This is a genomic window from Paenibacillus sp. PastM-3 (assembly GCF_029893965.1).
In the GTDB taxonomy this organism is placed as follows: Bacteria; Bacillota; Bacilli; order Paenibacillales; family Paenibacillaceae; genus Paenibacillus_AQ.
Map to the genome: position 1 here is coordinate 232,687 of NZ_JARXXP010000005.1, position 16,536 is coordinate 249,222.

A 16,536-nucleotide genomic window follows, 5' to 3' on the forward strand; every position below is an offset into this window, starting at 1 on the left:
ATCTTGGCTAATCTTTATTTAGAATACTCAATAATCGAAGCATGAGGAATTTCGCCGACCTCTCCTACCAAAGTACGAAAAGCCATGCCGTGTCCGGTGATGATGACCTTTTGAAATCCGGAATACTTGTCTATTACCTGCTCTACCCTCTCCTTAAGCAGTTCTTTAGATTCCCAAACCCTGTACTGCCCGGGAGGATAAACTCCATGATTAGCATCATAATCGTCCCCCAGTTCTTTAAGCCTCTCCAATGAATCATATTCAAAGGTTAGATCAGGCTGCCATTCCCTTAAATCGAATTCAATTTTTATGTCTAAACCAAGTTCTTTAGACAGTATAGCAGCTGTCTGTAACGCTCTTGGGTAAGGAGAAGAGAGTATAATTTCTGCTTGATGTAAACGATGATCCTTTGCTGCTGCATATACCTGATCTACTCCTGTGTCCGTAAGAGGAACAAGGTCTCGTCCATGTCCCTTTAGGTTATACTGTTCGTTGATATCCCACTGAGGTTCGCCATGCCGAACAAGAAAGAATTGAGTCACTGCTAATCCCCCGTACATCCATTTTTTGTATTCCTTATTCGCTTCTATCACTGCACATTCCTGCCTTGAAAAGCAGAATAACCGCAATTAACTATGCTTACTCTGCTCAACAACACATCCCACACGCACTGAATGTACTATACTTGTTCTGTTAGATGAACTTTACTGGTGAATGAAAGGCACATCAGCATCTAAAGGTTGGCTTTTTGGTGGTGGAATCAGGCCTACCAATGAGGATGAAGAATAACGGCACAAGCGAATATCCACAATCCTCTATAAGCCGCTGTTAATGCAAAAAGCACCGGAAACCCGCGGCTCTCTCCGCTTTTCCAGTGCTTTTCCAGTGCTTTTCCAGTGCTTTTTACAGACATATTACGCCTTCAAACAGGCTAACTATTGTACAGGCCCCTGCCGACAAAATTGGCACTGACCGGCTCTTTGCCGATCTCCCGCGCCCAGACTGTGAGCTGACCGATGTGTGGATTTCGTGGGGATCAGGTGCCGCATGGCTTCACACCAGTCGAACCATTCCTTGCCGACCTGCCAGTTACGTATTGAACTGTGAAATAAGCGCAACAAATCTATGGCTGCATTTGTATTAATAGTCCGCTGACAGCATTCCCTCTATACGGTCAATCAGCTGGTGCAGCCCCGCTTCATCACCTGCATACTGGCGGACATCCCTTCCAAGCAGCTCATTAACCCGCTCTCTGACAAAAGTAAAGCTGTAACCTGCACCATTATATTGTCCTGTGTGATCTGCCAGGCTGTACGTTATGCTATCGACATTATCAATCAGGCTAAAGAGCACAATCGAATTATGGTAAAAAGCATCCCCGCTGATGGCACCGTTTCGGGTCACCCCGGCAGCGTCATTCATTTTATACTTGATGGTCAAACCATACGGCGGAGCCGTCGTCTGAAGCTCGATTCCCTGCCCTTCCAGACCTTCCGGTACCGGCAACGCTCCGATCAGCCCGCCAACCTTGCTGGCTGCTCCCACATAGAGGGTGCGGTTCTTCAACAACTGCTCCACACTGTATCCATTATAAGGAAGCTGTTCAGGTGACGCTACAGGCTTAGGATTCACTATACAGACTGCCAGAATAACGGTGATAGCGACAAAGGCTATCGCAGTGATCCAGGGTGAAGGCTGGCGGTAGGCGAGAATATTTTTAATTCTGGATTTCACATTCCCTTCTCCGAAAGCAAGCGGACTGCCAGCCGGGACTCCTCTTTTGCCTGTTGCCAGCGTGAGTAATGAGGTTGAGTAGCTCCCTTTAATCCCGCTCCCCAGCTTCCGGACCACAGCTTCATCGCAGGACATCTCCATATCTTTGCTCATGAGCGCATACGACAGCCACATCAGGGGATTGAACCAGTGAATGATAAGCAGCAGGAAGGCAAAAGGCTTGATCAGATAATCCAGCCTGCGGATATGCGTCTGTTCGTGCAGTATAATATAGGGTAGCTCCTGACTGCTCAGTGTGGTAGGAACGTAAATCTTCGGCTTAATAAAACCGCACACAAAGGGCGCCGCAATCTGATCCGACTCATAAATGTTGTCTTTTACAAGCGTTGCTGTCCGCAGCTTAACTGTAAGGCGCACATACGATACAACACTGTAGAGTAAAAGAACAGCTGCGCCTGTCAGCCAGATCATACTTCCCGTCCACAGGATCAGCTGCAGCGGATTTACACTTGCTATCGGTGCCGCCTCCGGGAAAGTGCTGTTGATCAGACGGCTGATTCCGCCAATCCCCGCATCCACAGCCGGCCTCAGCTGAAGCCCGATATCGGCAGGGACAAATTCCATTACTCCAGCTCCCGCCTGGCTTTGGCTACGGGGCTGGAACAGCCGCAAAAGGCTGAAGCCTGAAGTGAAGGTGACAGGGAACACAAGTCTGACCAATACAGCCGACCAGAGCAGGTAAGAGAATATTTTGGGGGCACGGCGTAGAAATAACCTCGTTATGATTACCGCAGCTGCCACATAACCGGCGGTAATGCTCATATTAAGGACGGTGACGAACAGGCCTGTAATCATCGGGTCGCCTCCTCAATAATCCGCTTCAGCTCCTCGGCCTCCTTTTCAGACAGCTTCTTTTTGCCAAGAAAGGCCGTTAAAAATTGCGGCAGCGATCCGCCGAAGGCTTTTTCCACTACGGTCTGGCTTTCGTATTGCTGGGCCTCTTCTTTTTTGATAATGGCGGTAACGGTTGCGTCTTCGTTCTTCAGAATTCCCCGCTCGCACAGCTTCCGCAGCACCGTATAGGTCGTTGACTTCTTCCAGCCCAGCTTACTCTGGCTCAGCTTAACCAGCTCTGTTGAATTAATCGGCTCGTTATCCCAGATCAGGCAGGCGAATTTGTACTCGGCATCAAACAATTTGTAGGTTTCCATGCAGCTCCTCCTCTTTATAAGTTTACTACAGTAAACCTCATGACTTAAGTCTATTGCAGTAAACCTCAAAAGTCAAGGCGCTGCTTAGCCCTTTGGCGTACTCACTGGCACTGGCATTGCCGTTCCGGAAACCCTGATCAGCCTGGCACCAAGCACAACAAACCATGCCGCAAAAGCCAGCTGACATACGAACGTTACGGCTGTCCCAATCAGCCAGGGGAAAGATCCGATCAGATTCAGGAGCCCGGCAGCAAAACCCAGATAGGCAGCAGCCTTACCGCGCTCCCCCCAAACTTAACAACACTCGATTCCCGTGCATGAGCTTCAGCTCCATCCCCGGTTAATATGGATATAAGGCTTAGTTGAACAGTTCCAAAAGATCACTCAAACGGTTAATCGTATAATCCGGATCACTAACCTCTCCAAAGCCGTAGCTGGCAAAAACAAACGGGATTCCGGCGAATGCCGCCGCTTTCTGGTCCCCCGCTGTATCGCCCACGTAGACCGGACTCTCCAGATTGTTTCTTTGCATGATCAGCCTGATGTTCTCACCCTTGGGGAGCCCCGTCCGGCCCGGGTTCTCATAGTCCGCGAAAAACCTGCCCAGCTGATGGTACTCATAAAAAGCCTCGATATATCCCTTCTGACAATTGCTGACGATGAACAGCTTGTATTTTGCCGATAAAGCCGTGAGGACTGCTTCCAGCTCTTCATACAATGATCCGCCCTGTTTGACGAGGTAATCACACTCAGCTTCACAGCACTCATCCAAAAGCCTCTGCTGTACAGCCTCCTCCACCCCGGGAAGCAGAATTTTGCCAACCTCAGCAGGCAGAAGACCCATAATTCCCTGTAAACTTTCCTTGGTGATGACATGCGGAATGTCTCCATACCTGCGCAGCACATCATTCCACGCCACCGTCACCACATCCGAAGAATCCCACATCGTCCCGTCCAGATCAAAAATAATGCTGTCCATGTTAGCCTCCTGCTATAAGTTATCCTATGTGTTATTTGATGCCTGTTAGCCCGCCATACAGCTGCACGAACCCTTTAAGATCATTGAGTGTTGAAGAGATAAAGCTCTGGTCCGACAGGAACTCAAACCTAAGCTCATTTTCCTGATCTGGATATTCTTTATAGAAGCCTGTGTCAGCTCCAGCTTCAAATAACCTTGATTTCCTCGTAATATAAATCCTTCCCGTTCATTCACGCAGATTCTTCACTCCTTTCGCGCACCATTACAGCGCCTTATCAAACTCAGCACCATTCCCGCTGTATAAATAAGTGTATTCTCCATATTCGTACATATCAGAATCAGAATAGTACTTATCTATCAAGTACAGTACTTGATTGCGGTACAAGGCTGCCTCCTCCATTAAAGAAGCACCGATTGTTCCGGTTCCGTATGGACGAGCTTTGCCCGGCGCAACAGAGGTATCCGACCAGTCTGTCCACTCCAGCATCGACCCCTTTTCAACAAAAGCCTCATACCTTTCCTTATATTCCTTCAGTAGTTTTTTGTCCTCTTCAAACTGGTAGTGCTCCGACAAATCCTCAAACAGATAATTCCATTCCGCCTCCCAGGCTGTCAAATACATGTGGGCCACATACCTTATCTCCACTGTAGCTGACGCATTTTTGATATCTTCACTGAAAGCCCGGTCAATTGGGTTATCGGAAGGATCATTTGTATCGCCCTTTCCGGCGCAGCTTGCTATAATGCATGACAGAAAAATAATGGCCAGCAGGCTTAAAAATCTGGCTTTTCTATTCCTACTCATCAACCCCACTCTTCCTCCCCGGATGGCGCATCCTCTCTCTCCCCCAATTTTAGGATATACAAGTATAATACCAGCTACTGTGCAGCTTACATATAAAGGATTGAACAATCCGCTGCTCCACGCACAAACGGGCTACCTCACCGAGGCAGCCCGTCACACGCATTGCATATTAGAATACTTTTGTCGTCCACGATTCGCAGTTCCAGGTATCGGTTACGATGTCGCGGTAGAATTCCGGTTCATGGGAAATCAGCAGGATGCTGCCCTTGTACGCTTTGAGCGCACGCTGCAGCTCGTCCTTGGCGTCAACGTCAAGGTGGTTCGTCGGCTCATCGAGTACGAGCAGGTTGGATTCGCGGTTGATCAGCTTGCAGAGCCGGACTTTGGCTTTTTCGCCGCCGCTCAGAACCGCAATCTTGCTCTCGATGTGCTTGGTGGTCAGGCCGCACTTAGCAAGGGCTGCGCGGATTTCAAACTGGGTGAAGGACGGGAACTCATTCCAGATCTCTTCGATACAGGTGTTGTAGTTGGCTTCCTTCATCTCTTGCTCGAAATAGCCGATTTCCAGCAGATCGCCCAGTCTGGCGGAACCGGAAATGGTCGGGATCTGGCCGAGAATGCTGCGCAGCAGCGTCGTTTTACCGATACCGTTGGCGCCAACGAGTGCGATCTTTTGTCCGCGCTCCATGCTCAGGTCAAGGGGTCTTGAGAGCGGGGAGTCATAGCCGATCACCAGATCCTTCGTCTCAAATACAACCTTGCCGGAAGTACGGCCCTGCTTGAAGTTGAACTGCGGCTTCGGTTTCTCCTTGGCCAGCTCGATCACTTCCATCTTATCCAGCTTCTTCTGCCGTGACATCGCCATATTCCGGGTAGCCACGCTCGCCTTGTTACGGGCAACGAAGTCCTTCAGGTCGGAAATTTCCTGCTGCTGGCGCTTAAAAGCAGATTCAAGCTGCTGCTTCTTCGCCTCGTACACCTGCTGGAAATACTCGTAATCGCCTACGTAACGGGAAAGCGACTGATTTTCCATATGGTAGATCAGGTTAATTACGCTGTTCAGGAACGGAATATCATGGGAGATCAGAATGAAGGCATTCTCGTATTCCTGCAGGTAGCGCTTCAGCCATACGATGTGCTGTTCGTCCAGATAGTTCGTAGGCTCGTCAAGGAGCAGAATGTCCGGCTTCTCCAGCAGCAGCTTCGCCAGCAGTACCTTGGTCCGCTGTCCGCCGCTCAGATCATTTACATCCTTGTCCAGACCGATATCGGTCAGTCCCAGACCGCGGGCCGTTTCGTCGATTTTGGCGTCGATCATATAGAAATCCTGGTTAGTCAGCGTATCCTGGATGGTGCCGACATCCTCCAGCAGCTGCTCCAGCTCCTCCGGAGTGACATCGCCCATCTTGCCGTACATATCGTTCATTTCCTGTTCCATATCGAACAGATACTGGAAGGCACTGCGCAGCACATCACGGATCGACTGCCCTTTGGTCAGCACGGCGTGCTGATCGAGATAGCCTGCCCGCATGCGCTTGGCCCATTCCACCTTGCCTTCGTCCGGCTGAAGCTTGCCTGTGATGATGTTCATGAAGGTAGACTTACCCTCACCGTTGGCCCCGATCAGACCGATATGCTCACCCTTCAGCAGGCGAAAGGATACATCCGTGAAAATAGCCCGGTCACCAAAGCCGTGACTCAGCTTCTCTACATTTAATATGCTCATGAAGTTAACACCTTTTCCTTTACAAAGTATACTCGTCATATTATAAAGGTTTTGTTGCCGCAACTCCAGAACGGTTTTCAAATTCAGAAAGAAGATGTATTTTAATTGATTTTTACATAGGAATTTTCAGCATTTTCAGGTAATCTAATAGAGTTGAATTCCGGACCTGCAATGTAATAGAATGAACTAATTAAAGTGAAAAGGATGCGCATATGCAATGCGGTTGAAAGAACCACGCACACTCAGTAAAAGATCCATACTCTTCTTCTCTATCATCATGCTGGCGAAAAGCTACTTTGCCTGGTACTACCTGTTCGAGGACGGGCCGACCTGGAGTACCTGGTTCAAAGAAATCCCTTTTGTCCTGATTATCTTCTGTCTGATTGAGTGGTTCGCCACCAAGCGGAAGATTGCTATTTACATGCTCGTCAATCTATTAATTACCGTTTTATTTTTCTCGCTGATCGTCTATCACAATCATTTCGGCATTATTGCTACTTCGCAGGTAATCGGCCAGGCTAAACAGGTGGGTGCGGTCAAAAAGAGTATTTTCGCCGTTATCCATCCGCAGTACATGCTGATCTTCCTGGACATCATTATCATCAGCCTGATTATGCTCAGCCGCAAGAAGGCACTGGCCTGGAAAAAAGCGATGTCGCGCCGCAGCAACCGTAAGGTTGTAGCCGCTCTCTTCTGCATCTCGCTGGTCATCTGTATGATGAATATTTTTCCGAACAAAGCCAGTATGAACGAGACGGTTCAGGCCGAGCAGATGGGCATTCTGAATTATGAGGCCTATGCCCTGCTGGCAGGCCAGGAAGAAGAGCTGATCGACAGCTCGGCAATTACGCAATCTGTGATTGATCAGACCAAGGGTATCACAGCTAAGTCTACTCCGATCCTGTATGGGGCAGCCAAGGGCAAGAACCTGGTCATCATTCAAATGGAATCCTTCCAGAATTTCCTGATTCATCTGTCGATTGACGGGCAGGAAATCACACCGAACATGAACAAGCTGGCGGACAGCAGCATCTATTTCCCGCGCTTCTTCCAGCAGGTCGGCCAGGGCAACACCTCGGATGCGGAGTTTATCGTCAACACTTCGTTTTATGTACCGCCGGATGGTCCGGCGACCGAGATATATGCGCCAAAAGAGCTCCCAAGCTTACCTAAGCTGCTGCAGGAGCAAGGCTACGATACCGCCACCTTCCATACGAATGAAGTGGATTTCTGGAACCGCGGTGAGCTTTACCGGGCACTTGGGTTTAACCGTTATTATGACAAAGCTTTCTTTGGTGAGGACGATACGGTTTTCTACGGCGCCTCTGATGAAGTGCTCTATTCCAAAACTTCTGCAGAGCTGGCCCGGATGAATGAGAGCAGCCAGCCGTTCTATTCCCATGTCATCTCGATGTCCTCGCACAATCCGTTTACCATTCCACAGAACAAGTACCAGATGATCCTGCCGGAGCGGTATGAAGGAACGTTTGTCGGAGACTACATCCGCGCCCAGAACTATGCAGACTACGCACTGGGACAGTTCATCGCTGAGCTCAAAGAGAACGGCGTATGGGACGACAGCCTTGTTGTACTCTACGGGGATCACCGCGGCCTGCCGATTTTCTCGCTGAAGGATGAAGACAAGGTCCTGCTGGAGGAAATTCTGGGAAAAGAGTACACCGAACGCGATCTGATCAACATTCCGCTAATCATTTCTTCTGCCGGCGTGCCTGTTCCGAGTGTACAGAACCAGCTGGGCGGTCAGGTGGACATCCTGCCGACAGTAGCCAATCTGCTTGGTGTTCCGCTGGACAATCATATTCACTTCGGCCAGGATATCCTGAACCAGAGAGAGTATAACCTGCTGCCGCAGCGTTACTATCTGCCGACCGGATCCTTTGTCAATAACGAGGAGCTGTTCCTGTCCGGCAGCGGGTTCGAGGACGGCCAGCACTACACGCTGTCCGGTGACGGCGACAAACCGCTGCAGTCCACTGAAGACGAGTTCAACTCTGCACTGAAGCTGCTTCAGCTCTCAGACAGCTATGTGTCACAGCTGCCGGACCGCGAGGTCGCTGAAGAATAAGACTTTGCAAATAGAAACAGCCACTCCTGTCAGACCGGCAGGCGTGGCTGTTTTTGTTTGAGAATAGTGTCTTTAGAAACAGGTGAATGAACTGATCCGGTTCAAATCAATGCCGAAGTAAGCCCAGGAGAAACCGAACCATCTGTATCCGGCAACAGAATTACGTCCAACGAATACCGGGAAGAACCAGAATTGCTCGCCGTTGTTCAGCCAGACATAGGTGTTGCGGAACAGGCAGCGTCTGATCCCGCCGGGATCGACGGCATAGGCGGTAGCCGTCATTTGCGGTACGAATTGCGGTGGTGGAGCCGTTGGCGCTTGAGCACCGCCTGGTCCGCCGCTTGGTCCTCCTGGTCCTCCCCCCGGTGCCCCCGGAAATCCACCGGGAAATCCCGGTCCTCCCGGTCCCCCTGGTCCACCTGGTCCTCCCGGGAAACCCGGAAACCCTTGGCCGCCACCCGGCCCTGGAAATAATCCCATATGTGATCGCTCCTTTTCATTGAGTAGGCATTATCATCATATGCATTTGCGGAGAGGGCGACTGGGCGGATGCCAATAAAACTCCGCAGGCTGCCACACCTGAGCTGCTGGGAAATAGGCTGGCGATCCGCGGAACGGCTTATAAGGATGGACGGCTCTTTATCCAAGAGGAGATTGCTTCGTACTTGCCAGTCTTACTTCTTTTGTAATTGATGGATCAATAACTTCATTTGCCTGAAAAATTATTTCCTTTTCTGCAATTCCCGAACGGTCGCCGCAATACCAACCTCAGGTCTGGTTGCCGGAATAGCCCCGATATGGCGTTGATACTTCTCCCCGCTTAAGCGTAGCGGTTCTTCCGTTAAGTACAGCATCTCAACCACTTCCTTCATGACGGGAACGAATAATCCGAGCAGCGACAATCCAACCTTTTTAAGGGCAATAACGGGCTTATTCGTACCGCTTGCCTGTTTAGCAATGCGGACAATCTCACGGCCGGAGATAATGTCCGAACCAGGGATATTCCAGTTCTGCCCATAAGCCTGCTCGCTAGCCGCAAGCTCCACAATCATCATAGCCGCATCAGGCAGATATACATATTCACGCGGCGTATTCATATTCCCTACGAAAAAGGCCATTTTCCCGGCTGCGATTGCTTCGAGCGTTCCGCCCAAATAGGAAGCTTGATTAGCGGTCGGACCGTAATAATCCGGAAGGCGTACAATCATGGGGCGCGCATGACTCCATCTGCTGCTAAAAATCATTTGCTCAAAGGCAAGCCGCACTTTTCCCTTCTTCGTGTGTGGCTGTTTGGGATGCTCCTCCGTTACGCGATCCGTTTGTCTTCGTCCGTAGGGGTAAATACCATCAATGACTACAACCTTAAGACTCAGCCGGTCGGCCGCCTCCATTACAGATTCACCGAGAGGAATCAGCTTGCTCTCCATCTCATTGTAAGGGACGTTCGCGCAATGGAATAATACATCCGCATCTTTGGCCGCAGCCGCGATATCATCCGTCCGGGAGGCATCCCCGGTTGCTAACAACAGGTGAGCAGGATTGCCTAACCCGCCTGCAAGCTCCTCCAGCTTATGGCGAGACCGTCCGAAGGCAACCGTCGGTATCCCCCGTTTTACAAGTTCAGATACAATAACCGCTCCTGTACCGCCTGTAGCACCAATAACAATCGCTTTTTTCATCATTCTTCAACTCCCATTCAGTTTTGTAATTGATTGATCACTAACTCTTAATGACACTATATCACTTAGTTAGTAATTGATCAATAACTAAATTTAAAATTATGGCTTTCGCCATATTAAACTTCCCGCTCGATGAGTTCCGGCATATCAAGTGCCCAGGAAATATTACACAACATCCCTCTGGCAAGGAAATTAAACGTCCGGTCCTCTGGATTCAGCAGCCCTTTCTCACGGAAAGCACTCAACACGATTTGGCGTACTTCCCGAAAACCGTTACGCATTGCTTCACGAATCGCCTCCTCACGCATCGTCTGGGCTTGCATCTGCAAGTAGGTCTCGTTCATATAGGAGGCCAGAATTTCCTTGTATGCCTCAATCAGATCGCTCTCCAGCTGCTCAGGTGCTGCTGCGCTTTCCACGACCAGTCGAAAGGATTGCTGAATCCGTTCCCAGGAAAGCTCCAATGCGCTGAGCAGCAGTGCTTCCTTCGTTGCAAAAAAACGAAACACATAGGGTTGGGAAATTTTTGCCCGTTCTGCAACCTGTGCCGTTGTCGCGCGATAATAACCCGTTTCCGCAAACACCTCAATCGCTGCCGAGATGATTTCGGCTTTCCGGTTTACGCTGCTTTTATCATCCTTTGCCATAAATCCAACACTCCTTCTTTTTAGTTAGTGACTAATCAATAATATAAAATCAATCAAGTATAGCCTATTTACGGCATCAATGCAAATGAGAGGGTCGGACAAGGTTTTAACCTTATCCAGCCCCCCGGCGAAGATGGGCTCATAAGATGATTAGTTGTACGTTTTGGAGTATACTGATGTGTACTTTCAGGTTCTCCAATGAAATTGAGTTGCACCCTTTAGGCTGCTCAAACCTTCTCCAATTCATTTTTATACAGCGCAAAATTCTCTTTATCAAAACATACAAATACTATTCTTTTAATATTTGACTCGTTATTTAAGAGATATTTGGATACCTCATCAAAAGCTATTCGACAAGCCAAGTCTTTCGGATAATTGTATATACCAGTACTTATATTTGGAAAAGCAATACTTGTAACTTCGTTTAGTTCAGCTTGGCTTAATGAACTCCTGTAACAGTTCCTCAGCTTCTCTTCTTCATCATTCACTCCACCATTCCAGACCGGACCAACCGTATGTATAACCAAACGGCATTTCATATTTCCTCCCGTGGTTACTACCGCTTCTCCCACAGCACAGCCACCTTGCCTGCTGCGGATCTTCATGCATTCTTCTAATATCGCCCTGCCTCCAGCTCTATGGATAGCGCCGTCTACACCCCCGCCACCCATTAAACTCGTGTTAGCCGCATTAACGATTGCATCAACATCCATTTTAGTGATATCGCCTTGAATTAGATGGACCATTGAGTCGCGAATAATAACCTCCATGAGTATCCTCCACTATAAGTTTATGTTAATATAGAATATTTCTCGAAACTTAGCACATCATCGATTGCCTTTCCATCAAAGTCCTGCAAGTAATGATACTTGGCAATCAGGTTTTCTTTAAAATATACGTCTTATGCTTATTATAATTAGTCTATATCAAAATGTAACCTTCCGTCTCGTTCACTTATGTAAGGCTGACGTTCTTTTATGTGCGTGTATTCTGGATATCTGCTCATTAGGTTGCGAAGCATACAGATAAGGACAGGGTGAATGGTTTTATCGTGCTCGCTATTCATGACCGCACTCGCAGAGCCAGAAATACCATTTTGCAAACCATGACCGTTTTCTGTCTCCAGCATGACTGTTATAATTATCAATCCTGCCATATATCCAATTTGTATCTTGAGGAGATACCGTAGCAAGAAAACGTAATACAACAAGTGATGTATCAAAGCACTCACCCGCTCCATCATCACAAATCCCAAAGCATGTAGTTTTCAGGCGGGTAAGGGTTTTATCCACTATTTCTTTTACATTAGGATTATTAGGTGCAAGGAGGCAAAGTAAGCGGATAATTTCAAGTTCATACATATTAGCGGAGAATATATGGGTTTTGGGAGTTTGATTATAAATCGTTTTGAGCTTTACTCCATTATTATATGGTGGAATAAAGAAAATCGGATACATCTGACGCCCATGGCCGTCAATGTTATTAGGAAACTTGACAGCCTTATAGAACCTCATAGCCTGTTCTGGTTCAGTCAGTGCCGAGAATAATTGACCGACAATGTTTCTTTTTTGTGAGTCAGATAAGCTTCCACCTTTAATGAAGTAGTGATTTGTTTTTATCATATGTTCATATGCATTCATTTACTTTCACCACTCTCAGCACTAATAATGTTCATTCATCACTACCAAGGCTCCCCCCTCCAAACCTCTCTACGCGCCAAAAAAAGACGGTTGTCATTATATGTATAGTAAAATAAAAGATCATCCGGCTGTTCATACCGCTCAAAGAGTTCCTGAGGTATAACCGCAGCATCAAAAGACCACAGCTCCGCGTTGCTCCCTGTAATGATTGCTTCCCACGGTTTTCCGTCCGTAACTTCACTGGTAAAATATACACCGCTCTGCTCATAGCTGCCGGAAAGCTGCGTGATCAAATCCCACAGATACGGCTTAAGCTTGCCGACCAGTTCGCCTGTTCTGTAATCTGCTTCAATCTCTTCAGTCCTGAATAACAAGTTAATCTCAAGCCATGACTCTGCCAGCTCAGGAAATACTTCAGGAGTAAGACCAACTACATAAGGCCTTACATGCAGTGAAAGCCCCTCTACAGGGACCTCCTCTGCATCTGCATTGCCTCCCTGATACATAAAGCCGTTATCCGCCAGCTCCCATTCAAGCCCGCTGCAGAAATAGCTGTTATCCAGGCCAACCCGGGAAAGGAGGGCGGCAAATTCCTTAAGTACACTTTTAAAATTGCCGGCGTCACACCTTACACAGGTTTGGATATGCGAATATTCCGGCACTATTCCTCCTCCTCCGTCACCCAATTCTCGACCTTTTTCCATTCCCCGTCCCTGCTCTCCCGCTCAAAAGCGCTGCCCGTTTCTCCCTTGAACGGCTCCAGCAGGCTGGGGTCCTGATCCATAATCGAATAGACATGCATGAGCCTCACATGCTCGGAATTGTTCAGATAGGCTTCATCCTCATCACCAGCGAACAGCCGCCAGCCGCTGTCCTGCTCCCGCTCAGGGGTCTGCCGGTACATCCAGTGCACCGCACTGCCCGGCTCCAGGCATTTCTTCGAGACCAGTGCCAGCTTCTCGCCGACTGCCAGCCATAGCGGATCTCCTTCGCGGAGAAGGGTCCGGGCAATATGCTTGGGTTCGAATTGCACCGTATCTCCTAGCTTCAGCGTCTTCAGGTACTCCGGGGCATTGGTCAGGATTCCCGTGTACTGGCGGCTCACCTGATCCTGGCCGGTAATTTCCACCCACATCCGTTCAGCACGCGGCCCGGCAGCTCCGGGATTCGTCAATACGAAATGTAGCCGGACCATTTTTCCGGCCTGCTGTGTGTTTCTTTCCTGCTCGGAGGGGATGAAGAACGTTTCCGGGTGCAGTAGGCTGGTTTCTTCTACGTTTTCTAAGATCCATTCCATTAGGCATTCCTCCTCAAGCGGTTATTACCCCATTTACCATTTCTATCAGCTTATCACTTGACCTTTATTTCAAAATTGTATGCTTGTAATCTTTCTGTATTCATGCTCCAGTATGGAATAGAGATAGGAGTCATGCCATGCGCCTTTGTGCCACTTGTGCTCCCGCAAATGGCCTTCATATTTCATGCCGATTTTTTGCATCACTTTGGCTGAACCGGTATTGTCCGGCCGGCAGGTGGCGTAGATCCGGTGGAGACCGAGTGTACTGAAGCCAAGCTCAAGCAGCGCTGCTGCAGCCTCACTCGTATAACCCTGCTTCCAGAATAGCGGGTTGAAGCAGTAGCCGATTTCCCCCTGCCGGTGCTCAGTGAGATGAAGGCCACAGCCGCCCAGCAGCTGACCGGTGTCCCGCAGCACCACAGCAAATTCATAGCCGCGGCGCGGAGACTGATTCTGAAGCTCTATCGTCGTGCTGATATACTCTCTTGTTTCCGCTTCCGTGTTCGGTCCCCAGATCATATATCTGGCAACCAGCGGATCTGATGCATACGCATGTACCTCCGGGAGATCTTCTGGCACGAATTCCCTTATCACTAAACGTTCCGTTTCCAGCTGCATGGCCGGTTCACATCCTTTTGATTATCTGATTAACAGGCTTTGTAATATTCTCTCAGAAATTCAAAAAGGCCACAATGACAAGCATTGCGGCCGGATACAATATTATTGAGGCATCGTCATTATTTCCGCCAGAAGGTGGAGCAGTCTGCTTTATCCAGAATGTTAAAGTCGATTATTTCCTCAAGCAAGGCATAATCCACCGGGCTCCCCCATTTGATCCGCAGCAGCTGCTTCGTATGATCATAGCCTGCTTGTACGATTTTGTCCGAAAAACGATTGATTCCGGCAATTTCCGGGGCCACCGCCAAATGCTGTTTAGATACGCTGAAGCCAATAATAAAGGTACCATGATCGGTGTACATAGGCTGATTCCAGGCCATCCTGGGCTCCAGACCAGGGAACTTCTCCGCAATCCAGTTCAATACTTCCTCCGTCCGGGTGCGGTGCTCAGGGTTATTAATTCCCTCTAGATACTCTGCAAAAACCTCCATACCAGCCCTCCTGTCTCTTTAGCAAGCAGTTTAATTGGATATAACTATATCGGATACAAAAGGGTTAGTCAAAGCAATTGCCCCGTGTCAAAAGCAGACTTTATTGCAGGCTCAGTTCAAATCCTTGCTCTTCACCGTAAAGCCGCGCACCTTCATCCACTTTCCGCCAACGGCCTCATCGACCGATCCGTTTTTGGTCCGGACACAGAATTTATGCGAGGTCCCACGGTCAAAGCCGGTTGCCTCATAGAGCAGATCATCGCCCGCCTGCCCTTTAAAATACACTTGCTTCAAGCCAAGCCGGCTTAACAGCTCCTGCTTTACACTTTCGATATATACCCTTGAATATTCTTTGGACATGCTTCTTCCTCCCGGGATGTTCATTCATGTAAGTTACTATAAATAGTTATACCAGTCCGGAGCTGCTCCATACAACCTGTCCGTAAAGGAAATGAGCTCCGGCTCCAGAAATTGATACGCAGCGGCCATGTTGCCGGTAACCAGATCAACATCGTTTTGTTTGTTTAAAATAAGAACAGGCAACTGTCCGCTGGTGCAGTAAGGGAGGTCAAAAGAATGCTTCCACAGCGGTCCTTCCATACTACAGGTGCAGGAAAGTGAAAGTCCAAATTTATCTGTCATAAAAGTCAATTTAATCTGGTTATGATTGTCCGTCCTTTTCACCATTGTGTTCTTTCCATAGCCGCTATGTTGTTGAACATAGGTAAATCCCAGCGGTGCGAAGTTATGTATGACAGCTTTTTTTACAGAGATTGGTCCCACCCGGATAATATTAATCGACAAGCTTTCCATCGTATTCGGGTACCGGACACCGTCAACATTACCTATTTCATTGAAAAAGGATTTAAGGTAGCTGTCTGTCTTGGCCGCTTTCTCCCTGATGGCTGCACTCTCCAGCGGATCAGAAGGAACCGCGAACAGCATTTCATGATCAATCTCTCCAAGCTGATTCAAAAAATGACGTGTCTCCGGACGAAGGCTGGTCACTTCGGCCCCATCTGCTGCATCCCCAAGCTCCGCAACAGCGCTTAAGAAATTATGCCTTCCGTTAATCCACCAATTGGTTTGCAGGACAATACAAGGTGAGGGGTAAGGGTTCATGCTGATGGGCGAAGAAGCTATAAATAAGCCGTTTCCAGCAGGATACCCCTTGGCAGTATAAGGCACAGGAGCTATAGCTCCCTGCTGCGGATCTCTTCTCAGGATGTCCAGACTGTCGATAATAAAGGTTGCATCATTCAGCGGATAACGGCGGGGAATGCCATTGATGATCCCCGACATCTCTTCCGGCAGCAATGGATCAGTACAGTTGTCCGGATGGCCGCTGTCCCAGTCTGCGGAAAGATTAGACATGAAGCTGGCCGGCAAAAAAGGGTCATATCCAGCTTCTTCAGCAAAGACATATTTGCTAAGCCGGGGCATCTTTTTCGTCAAACGGCTTATACCGGAAGTATTGAAGCTTGACATATCCGACAGAAAAAACTTAATATCTGCTGACAGATCACCGATTTGCCGCAGAGCTTCAAAGATTGCAGAGGTCATGGCTGATGGCGTGTCTTTTTTGGATAACCGGAACATTATTAATTTGTACAGCTTCATCGG

The 16,536-nt window shown here is 48.6% G+C and carries 18 protein-coding genes and 1 pseudogene; 1 reads left to right on the forward strand and 18 read right to left on the reverse strand.

The window, feature by feature from the left end:
- Positions 1-14: 14 nt before the first annotated feature.
- The 7 genes and pseudogenes from M2108_RS11455 to M2108_RS11485 form a co-directional block, all read right to left on the reverse strand.
- Positions 15-593: a histidine phosphatase family protein gene (locus M2108_RS11455; RefSeq protein WP_277469466.1), complete on the reverse strand. Its 579-nt coding sequence runs from the start codon at positions 591-593 to the stop codon at positions 15-17.
- 338 nt (positions 594-931) lie between these two features.
- A pseudogene (locus tag M2108_RS11460) lies at positions 932-1,021 on the reverse strand (DinB family protein); the annotation flags it as partial.
- Between the two features lie 119 nt (positions 1,022-1,140).
- The gene (locus M2108_RS11465) at positions 1,141-2,589 is read right to left on the reverse strand and encodes a M56 family metallopeptidase (RefSeq protein WP_277469467.1); all 1,449 of its coding nucleotides are present in this window, start codon (positions 2,587-2,589) and stop codon (positions 1,141-1,143) included.
- The gene (locus M2108_RS11470) at positions 2,586-2,945 is read right to left on the reverse strand and encodes a BlaI/MecI/CopY family transcriptional regulator (protein ID WP_068725472.1); all 360 of its coding nucleotides are present in this window, start codon (positions 2,943-2,945) and stop codon (positions 2,586-2,588) included. Before M2108_RS11470 ends, M2108_RS11465 begins: the two co-directional genes overlap by 4 nt.
- Before the next feature lie 358 nt (positions 2,946-3,303).
- Positions 3,304-3,924, reverse strand: coding sequence for an HAD family hydrolase (locus M2108_RS11475; protein WP_277469468.1), 621 nt, complete (start codon positions 3,922-3,924; stop codon positions 3,304-3,306).
- A gap of 262 nt (positions 3,925-4,186) precedes the next feature.
- Positions 4,187-4,729, reverse strand: a complete 543-nt coding sequence (locus M2108_RS11480; protein ID WP_277469469.1) for a hypothetical protein — start codon at positions 4,727-4,729, stop codon at positions 4,187-4,189.
- Between the two features lie 169 nt (positions 4,730-4,898).
- Entirely contained in the window at positions 4,899-6,455 is a 1,557-nt protein-coding gene (locus M2108_RS11485; protein WP_277469470.1) for an ABC-F family ATP-binding cassette domain-containing protein, read from the reverse strand.
- Between the two features lie 217 nt (positions 6,456-6,672).
- Here M2108_RS11485 and M2108_RS11490 point away from each other — a divergent pair, with 217 nt between their 5' ends.
- Positions 6,673-8,541, forward strand: coding sequence for an LTA synthase family protein (locus M2108_RS11490; protein WP_277469471.1), 1,869 nt, complete (start codon positions 6,673-6,675; stop codon positions 8,539-8,541).
- A 72-nt stretch (positions 8,542-8,613) separates the two neighbouring features.
- On the opposite strand, the gene M2108_RS11495 is transcribed toward M2108_RS11490, so the two are convergent.
- The 11 genes from M2108_RS11495 to M2108_RS11545 form a co-directional block, all read right to left on the reverse strand.
- Positions 8,614-9,021: a collagen-like protein gene (locus M2108_RS11495; RefSeq protein WP_277469472.1), complete on the reverse strand. Its 408-nt coding sequence runs from the start codon at positions 9,019-9,021 to the stop codon at positions 8,614-8,616.
- 242 nt (positions 9,022-9,263) lie between these two features.
- Positions 9,264-10,220 carry an SDR family NAD(P)-dependent oxidoreductase gene (locus M2108_RS11500; RefSeq protein WP_277469473.1) on the reverse strand — a complete coding sequence of 319 codons (957 nt, stop codon included), beginning with the start codon at positions 10,218-10,220 and terminating at the stop codon, positions 9,264-9,266.
- 116 nt (positions 10,221-10,336) lie between these two features.
- The gene (locus tag M2108_RS11505; RefSeq protein ID WP_277469474.1) at positions 10,337-10,867 is read right to left on the reverse strand and encodes a TetR/AcrR family transcriptional regulator; all 531 of its coding nucleotides are present in this window, start codon (positions 10,865-10,867) and stop codon (positions 10,337-10,339) included.
- 227 nt (positions 10,868-11,094) lie between these two features.
- Positions 11,095-11,637 carry an O-acetyl-ADP-ribose deacetylase gene (locus tag M2108_RS11510; RefSeq protein WP_277469475.1) on the reverse strand — a complete coding sequence of 181 codons (543 nt, stop codon included), beginning with the start codon at positions 11,635-11,637 and terminating at the stop codon, positions 11,095-11,097.
- 288 nt (positions 11,638-11,925) lie between these two features.
- Positions 11,926-12,507: a hypothetical protein gene (locus M2108_RS11515; RefSeq protein WP_277469476.1), complete on the reverse strand. Its 582-nt coding sequence runs from the start codon at positions 12,505-12,507 to the stop codon at positions 11,926-11,928.
- Positions 12,508-12,548: 41 nt separating this feature from the next.
- The gene (locus M2108_RS11520) at positions 12,549-13,169 is read right to left on the reverse strand and encodes a hypothetical protein (RefSeq protein WP_277469477.1); all 621 of its coding nucleotides are present in this window, start codon (positions 13,167-13,169) and stop codon (positions 12,549-12,551) included.
- On the reverse strand, positions 13,169-13,804 hold the full coding sequence (locus M2108_RS11525; RefSeq protein ID WP_277469478.1) for an immunity protein Imm33 domain-containing protein: 636 nt from the start codon (positions 13,802-13,804) through the stop codon (positions 13,169-13,171). The genes M2108_RS11520 and M2108_RS11525 overlap by 1 nt, the downstream gene beginning before the upstream one ends.
- A 69-nt stretch (positions 13,805-13,873) precedes the next feature.
- Entirely contained in the window at positions 13,874-14,422 is a 549-nt protein-coding gene (locus M2108_RS11530) for a GNAT family N-acetyltransferase (protein ID WP_277469479.1), read from the reverse strand.
- A 119-nt stretch (positions 14,423-14,541) separates the two neighbouring features.
- Complete coding sequence (locus M2108_RS11535) at positions 14,542-14,913, reverse strand: iron chaperone (RefSeq protein ID WP_277469480.1); 372 nt, start codon at positions 14,911-14,913, stop codon at positions 14,542-14,544.
- Between the two features lie 111 nt (positions 14,914-15,024).
- Complete coding sequence (locus tag M2108_RS11540; protein WP_277469481.1) at positions 15,025-15,273, reverse strand: hypothetical protein; 249 nt, start codon at positions 15,271-15,273, stop codon at positions 15,025-15,027.
- A gap of 36 nt (positions 15,274-15,309) precedes the next feature.
- A complete protein-coding gene (locus tag M2108_RS11545) occupies positions 15,310-16,533 on the reverse strand; it encodes a hypothetical protein (RefSeq protein ID WP_277547246.1) in 1,224 nt (407 codons plus the stop codon).
- Between the last annotated feature and the right edge of the window lie 3 nt (positions 16,534-16,536).

What these genes read in the sequence shown, in the direction of transcription:
- M2108_RS11490 (WP_277469471.1), top strand. Translation starts at nt 6,673, where the DNA reads ATGCGGTTGAAAGAACCACGCACACTCAGTAAAAGATCCATACTCTTC.
- M2108_RS11465 (WP_277469467.1), bottom strand. Translation starts at nt 2,589, where the DNA reads ATGATTACAGGCCTGTTCGTCACCGTCCTTAATATGAGCATTACCGCC.
- M2108_RS11495 (WP_277469472.1), bottom strand. Translation starts at nt 9,021, where the DNA reads ATGGGATTATTTCCAGGGCCGGGTGGCGGCCAAGGGTTTCCGGGTTTC.
- M2108_RS11475 (WP_277469468.1), bottom strand. Translation starts at nt 3,924, where the DNA reads ATGGACAGCATTATTTTTGATCTGGACGGGACGATGTGGGATTCTTCG.
- M2108_RS11515 (WP_277469476.1), bottom strand. Translation starts at nt 12,507, where the DNA reads ATGAATGCATATGAACATATGATAAAAACAAATCACTACTTCATTAAA.
- M2108_RS11525 (WP_277469478.1), bottom strand. Translation starts at nt 13,804, where the DNA reads ATGGAATGGATCTTAGAAAACGTAGAAGAAACCAGCCTACTGCACCCG.
- M2108_RS11470 (WP_068725472.1), bottom strand. Translation starts at nt 2,945, where the DNA reads ATGGAAACCTACAAATTGTTTGATGCCGAGTACAAATTCGCCTGCCTG.
- M2108_RS11485 (WP_277469470.1), bottom strand. Translation starts at nt 6,455, where the DNA reads ATGAGCATATTAAATGTAGAGAAGCTGAGTCACGGCTTTGGTGACCGG.
- M2108_RS11535 (WP_277469480.1), bottom strand. Translation starts at nt 14,913, where the DNA reads ATGGAGGTTTTTGCAGAGTATCTAGAGGGAATTAATAACCCTGAGCAC.
- M2108_RS11510 (WP_277469475.1), bottom strand. Translation starts at nt 11,637, where the DNA reads ATGGAGGTTATTATTCGCGACTCAATGGTCCATCTAATTCAAGGCGAT.
- M2108_RS11545 (WP_277547246.1), bottom strand. Translation starts at nt 16,533, where the DNA reads ATGAAGCTGTACAAATTAATAATGTTCCGGTTATCCAAAAAAGACACG.
- M2108_RS11500 (WP_277469473.1), bottom strand. Translation starts at nt 10,220, where the DNA reads ATGAAAAAAGCGATTGTTATTGGTGCTACAGGCGGTACAGGAGCGGTT.
- M2108_RS11505 (WP_277469474.1), bottom strand. Translation starts at nt 10,867, where the DNA reads ATGGCAAAGGATGATAAAAGCAGCGTAAACCGGAAAGCCGAAATCATC.
- M2108_RS11530 (WP_277469479.1), bottom strand. Translation starts at nt 14,422, where the DNA reads ATGCAGCTGGAAACGGAACGTTTAGTGATAAGGGAATTCGTGCCAGAA.
- M2108_RS11540 (WP_277469481.1), bottom strand. Translation starts at nt 15,273, where the DNA reads ATGTCCAAAGAATATTCAAGGGTATATATCGAAAGTGTAAAGCAGGAG.
- M2108_RS11480 (WP_277469469.1), bottom strand. Translation starts at nt 4,729, where the DNA reads ATGAGTAGGAATAGAAAAGCCAGATTTTTAAGCCTGCTGGCCATTATT.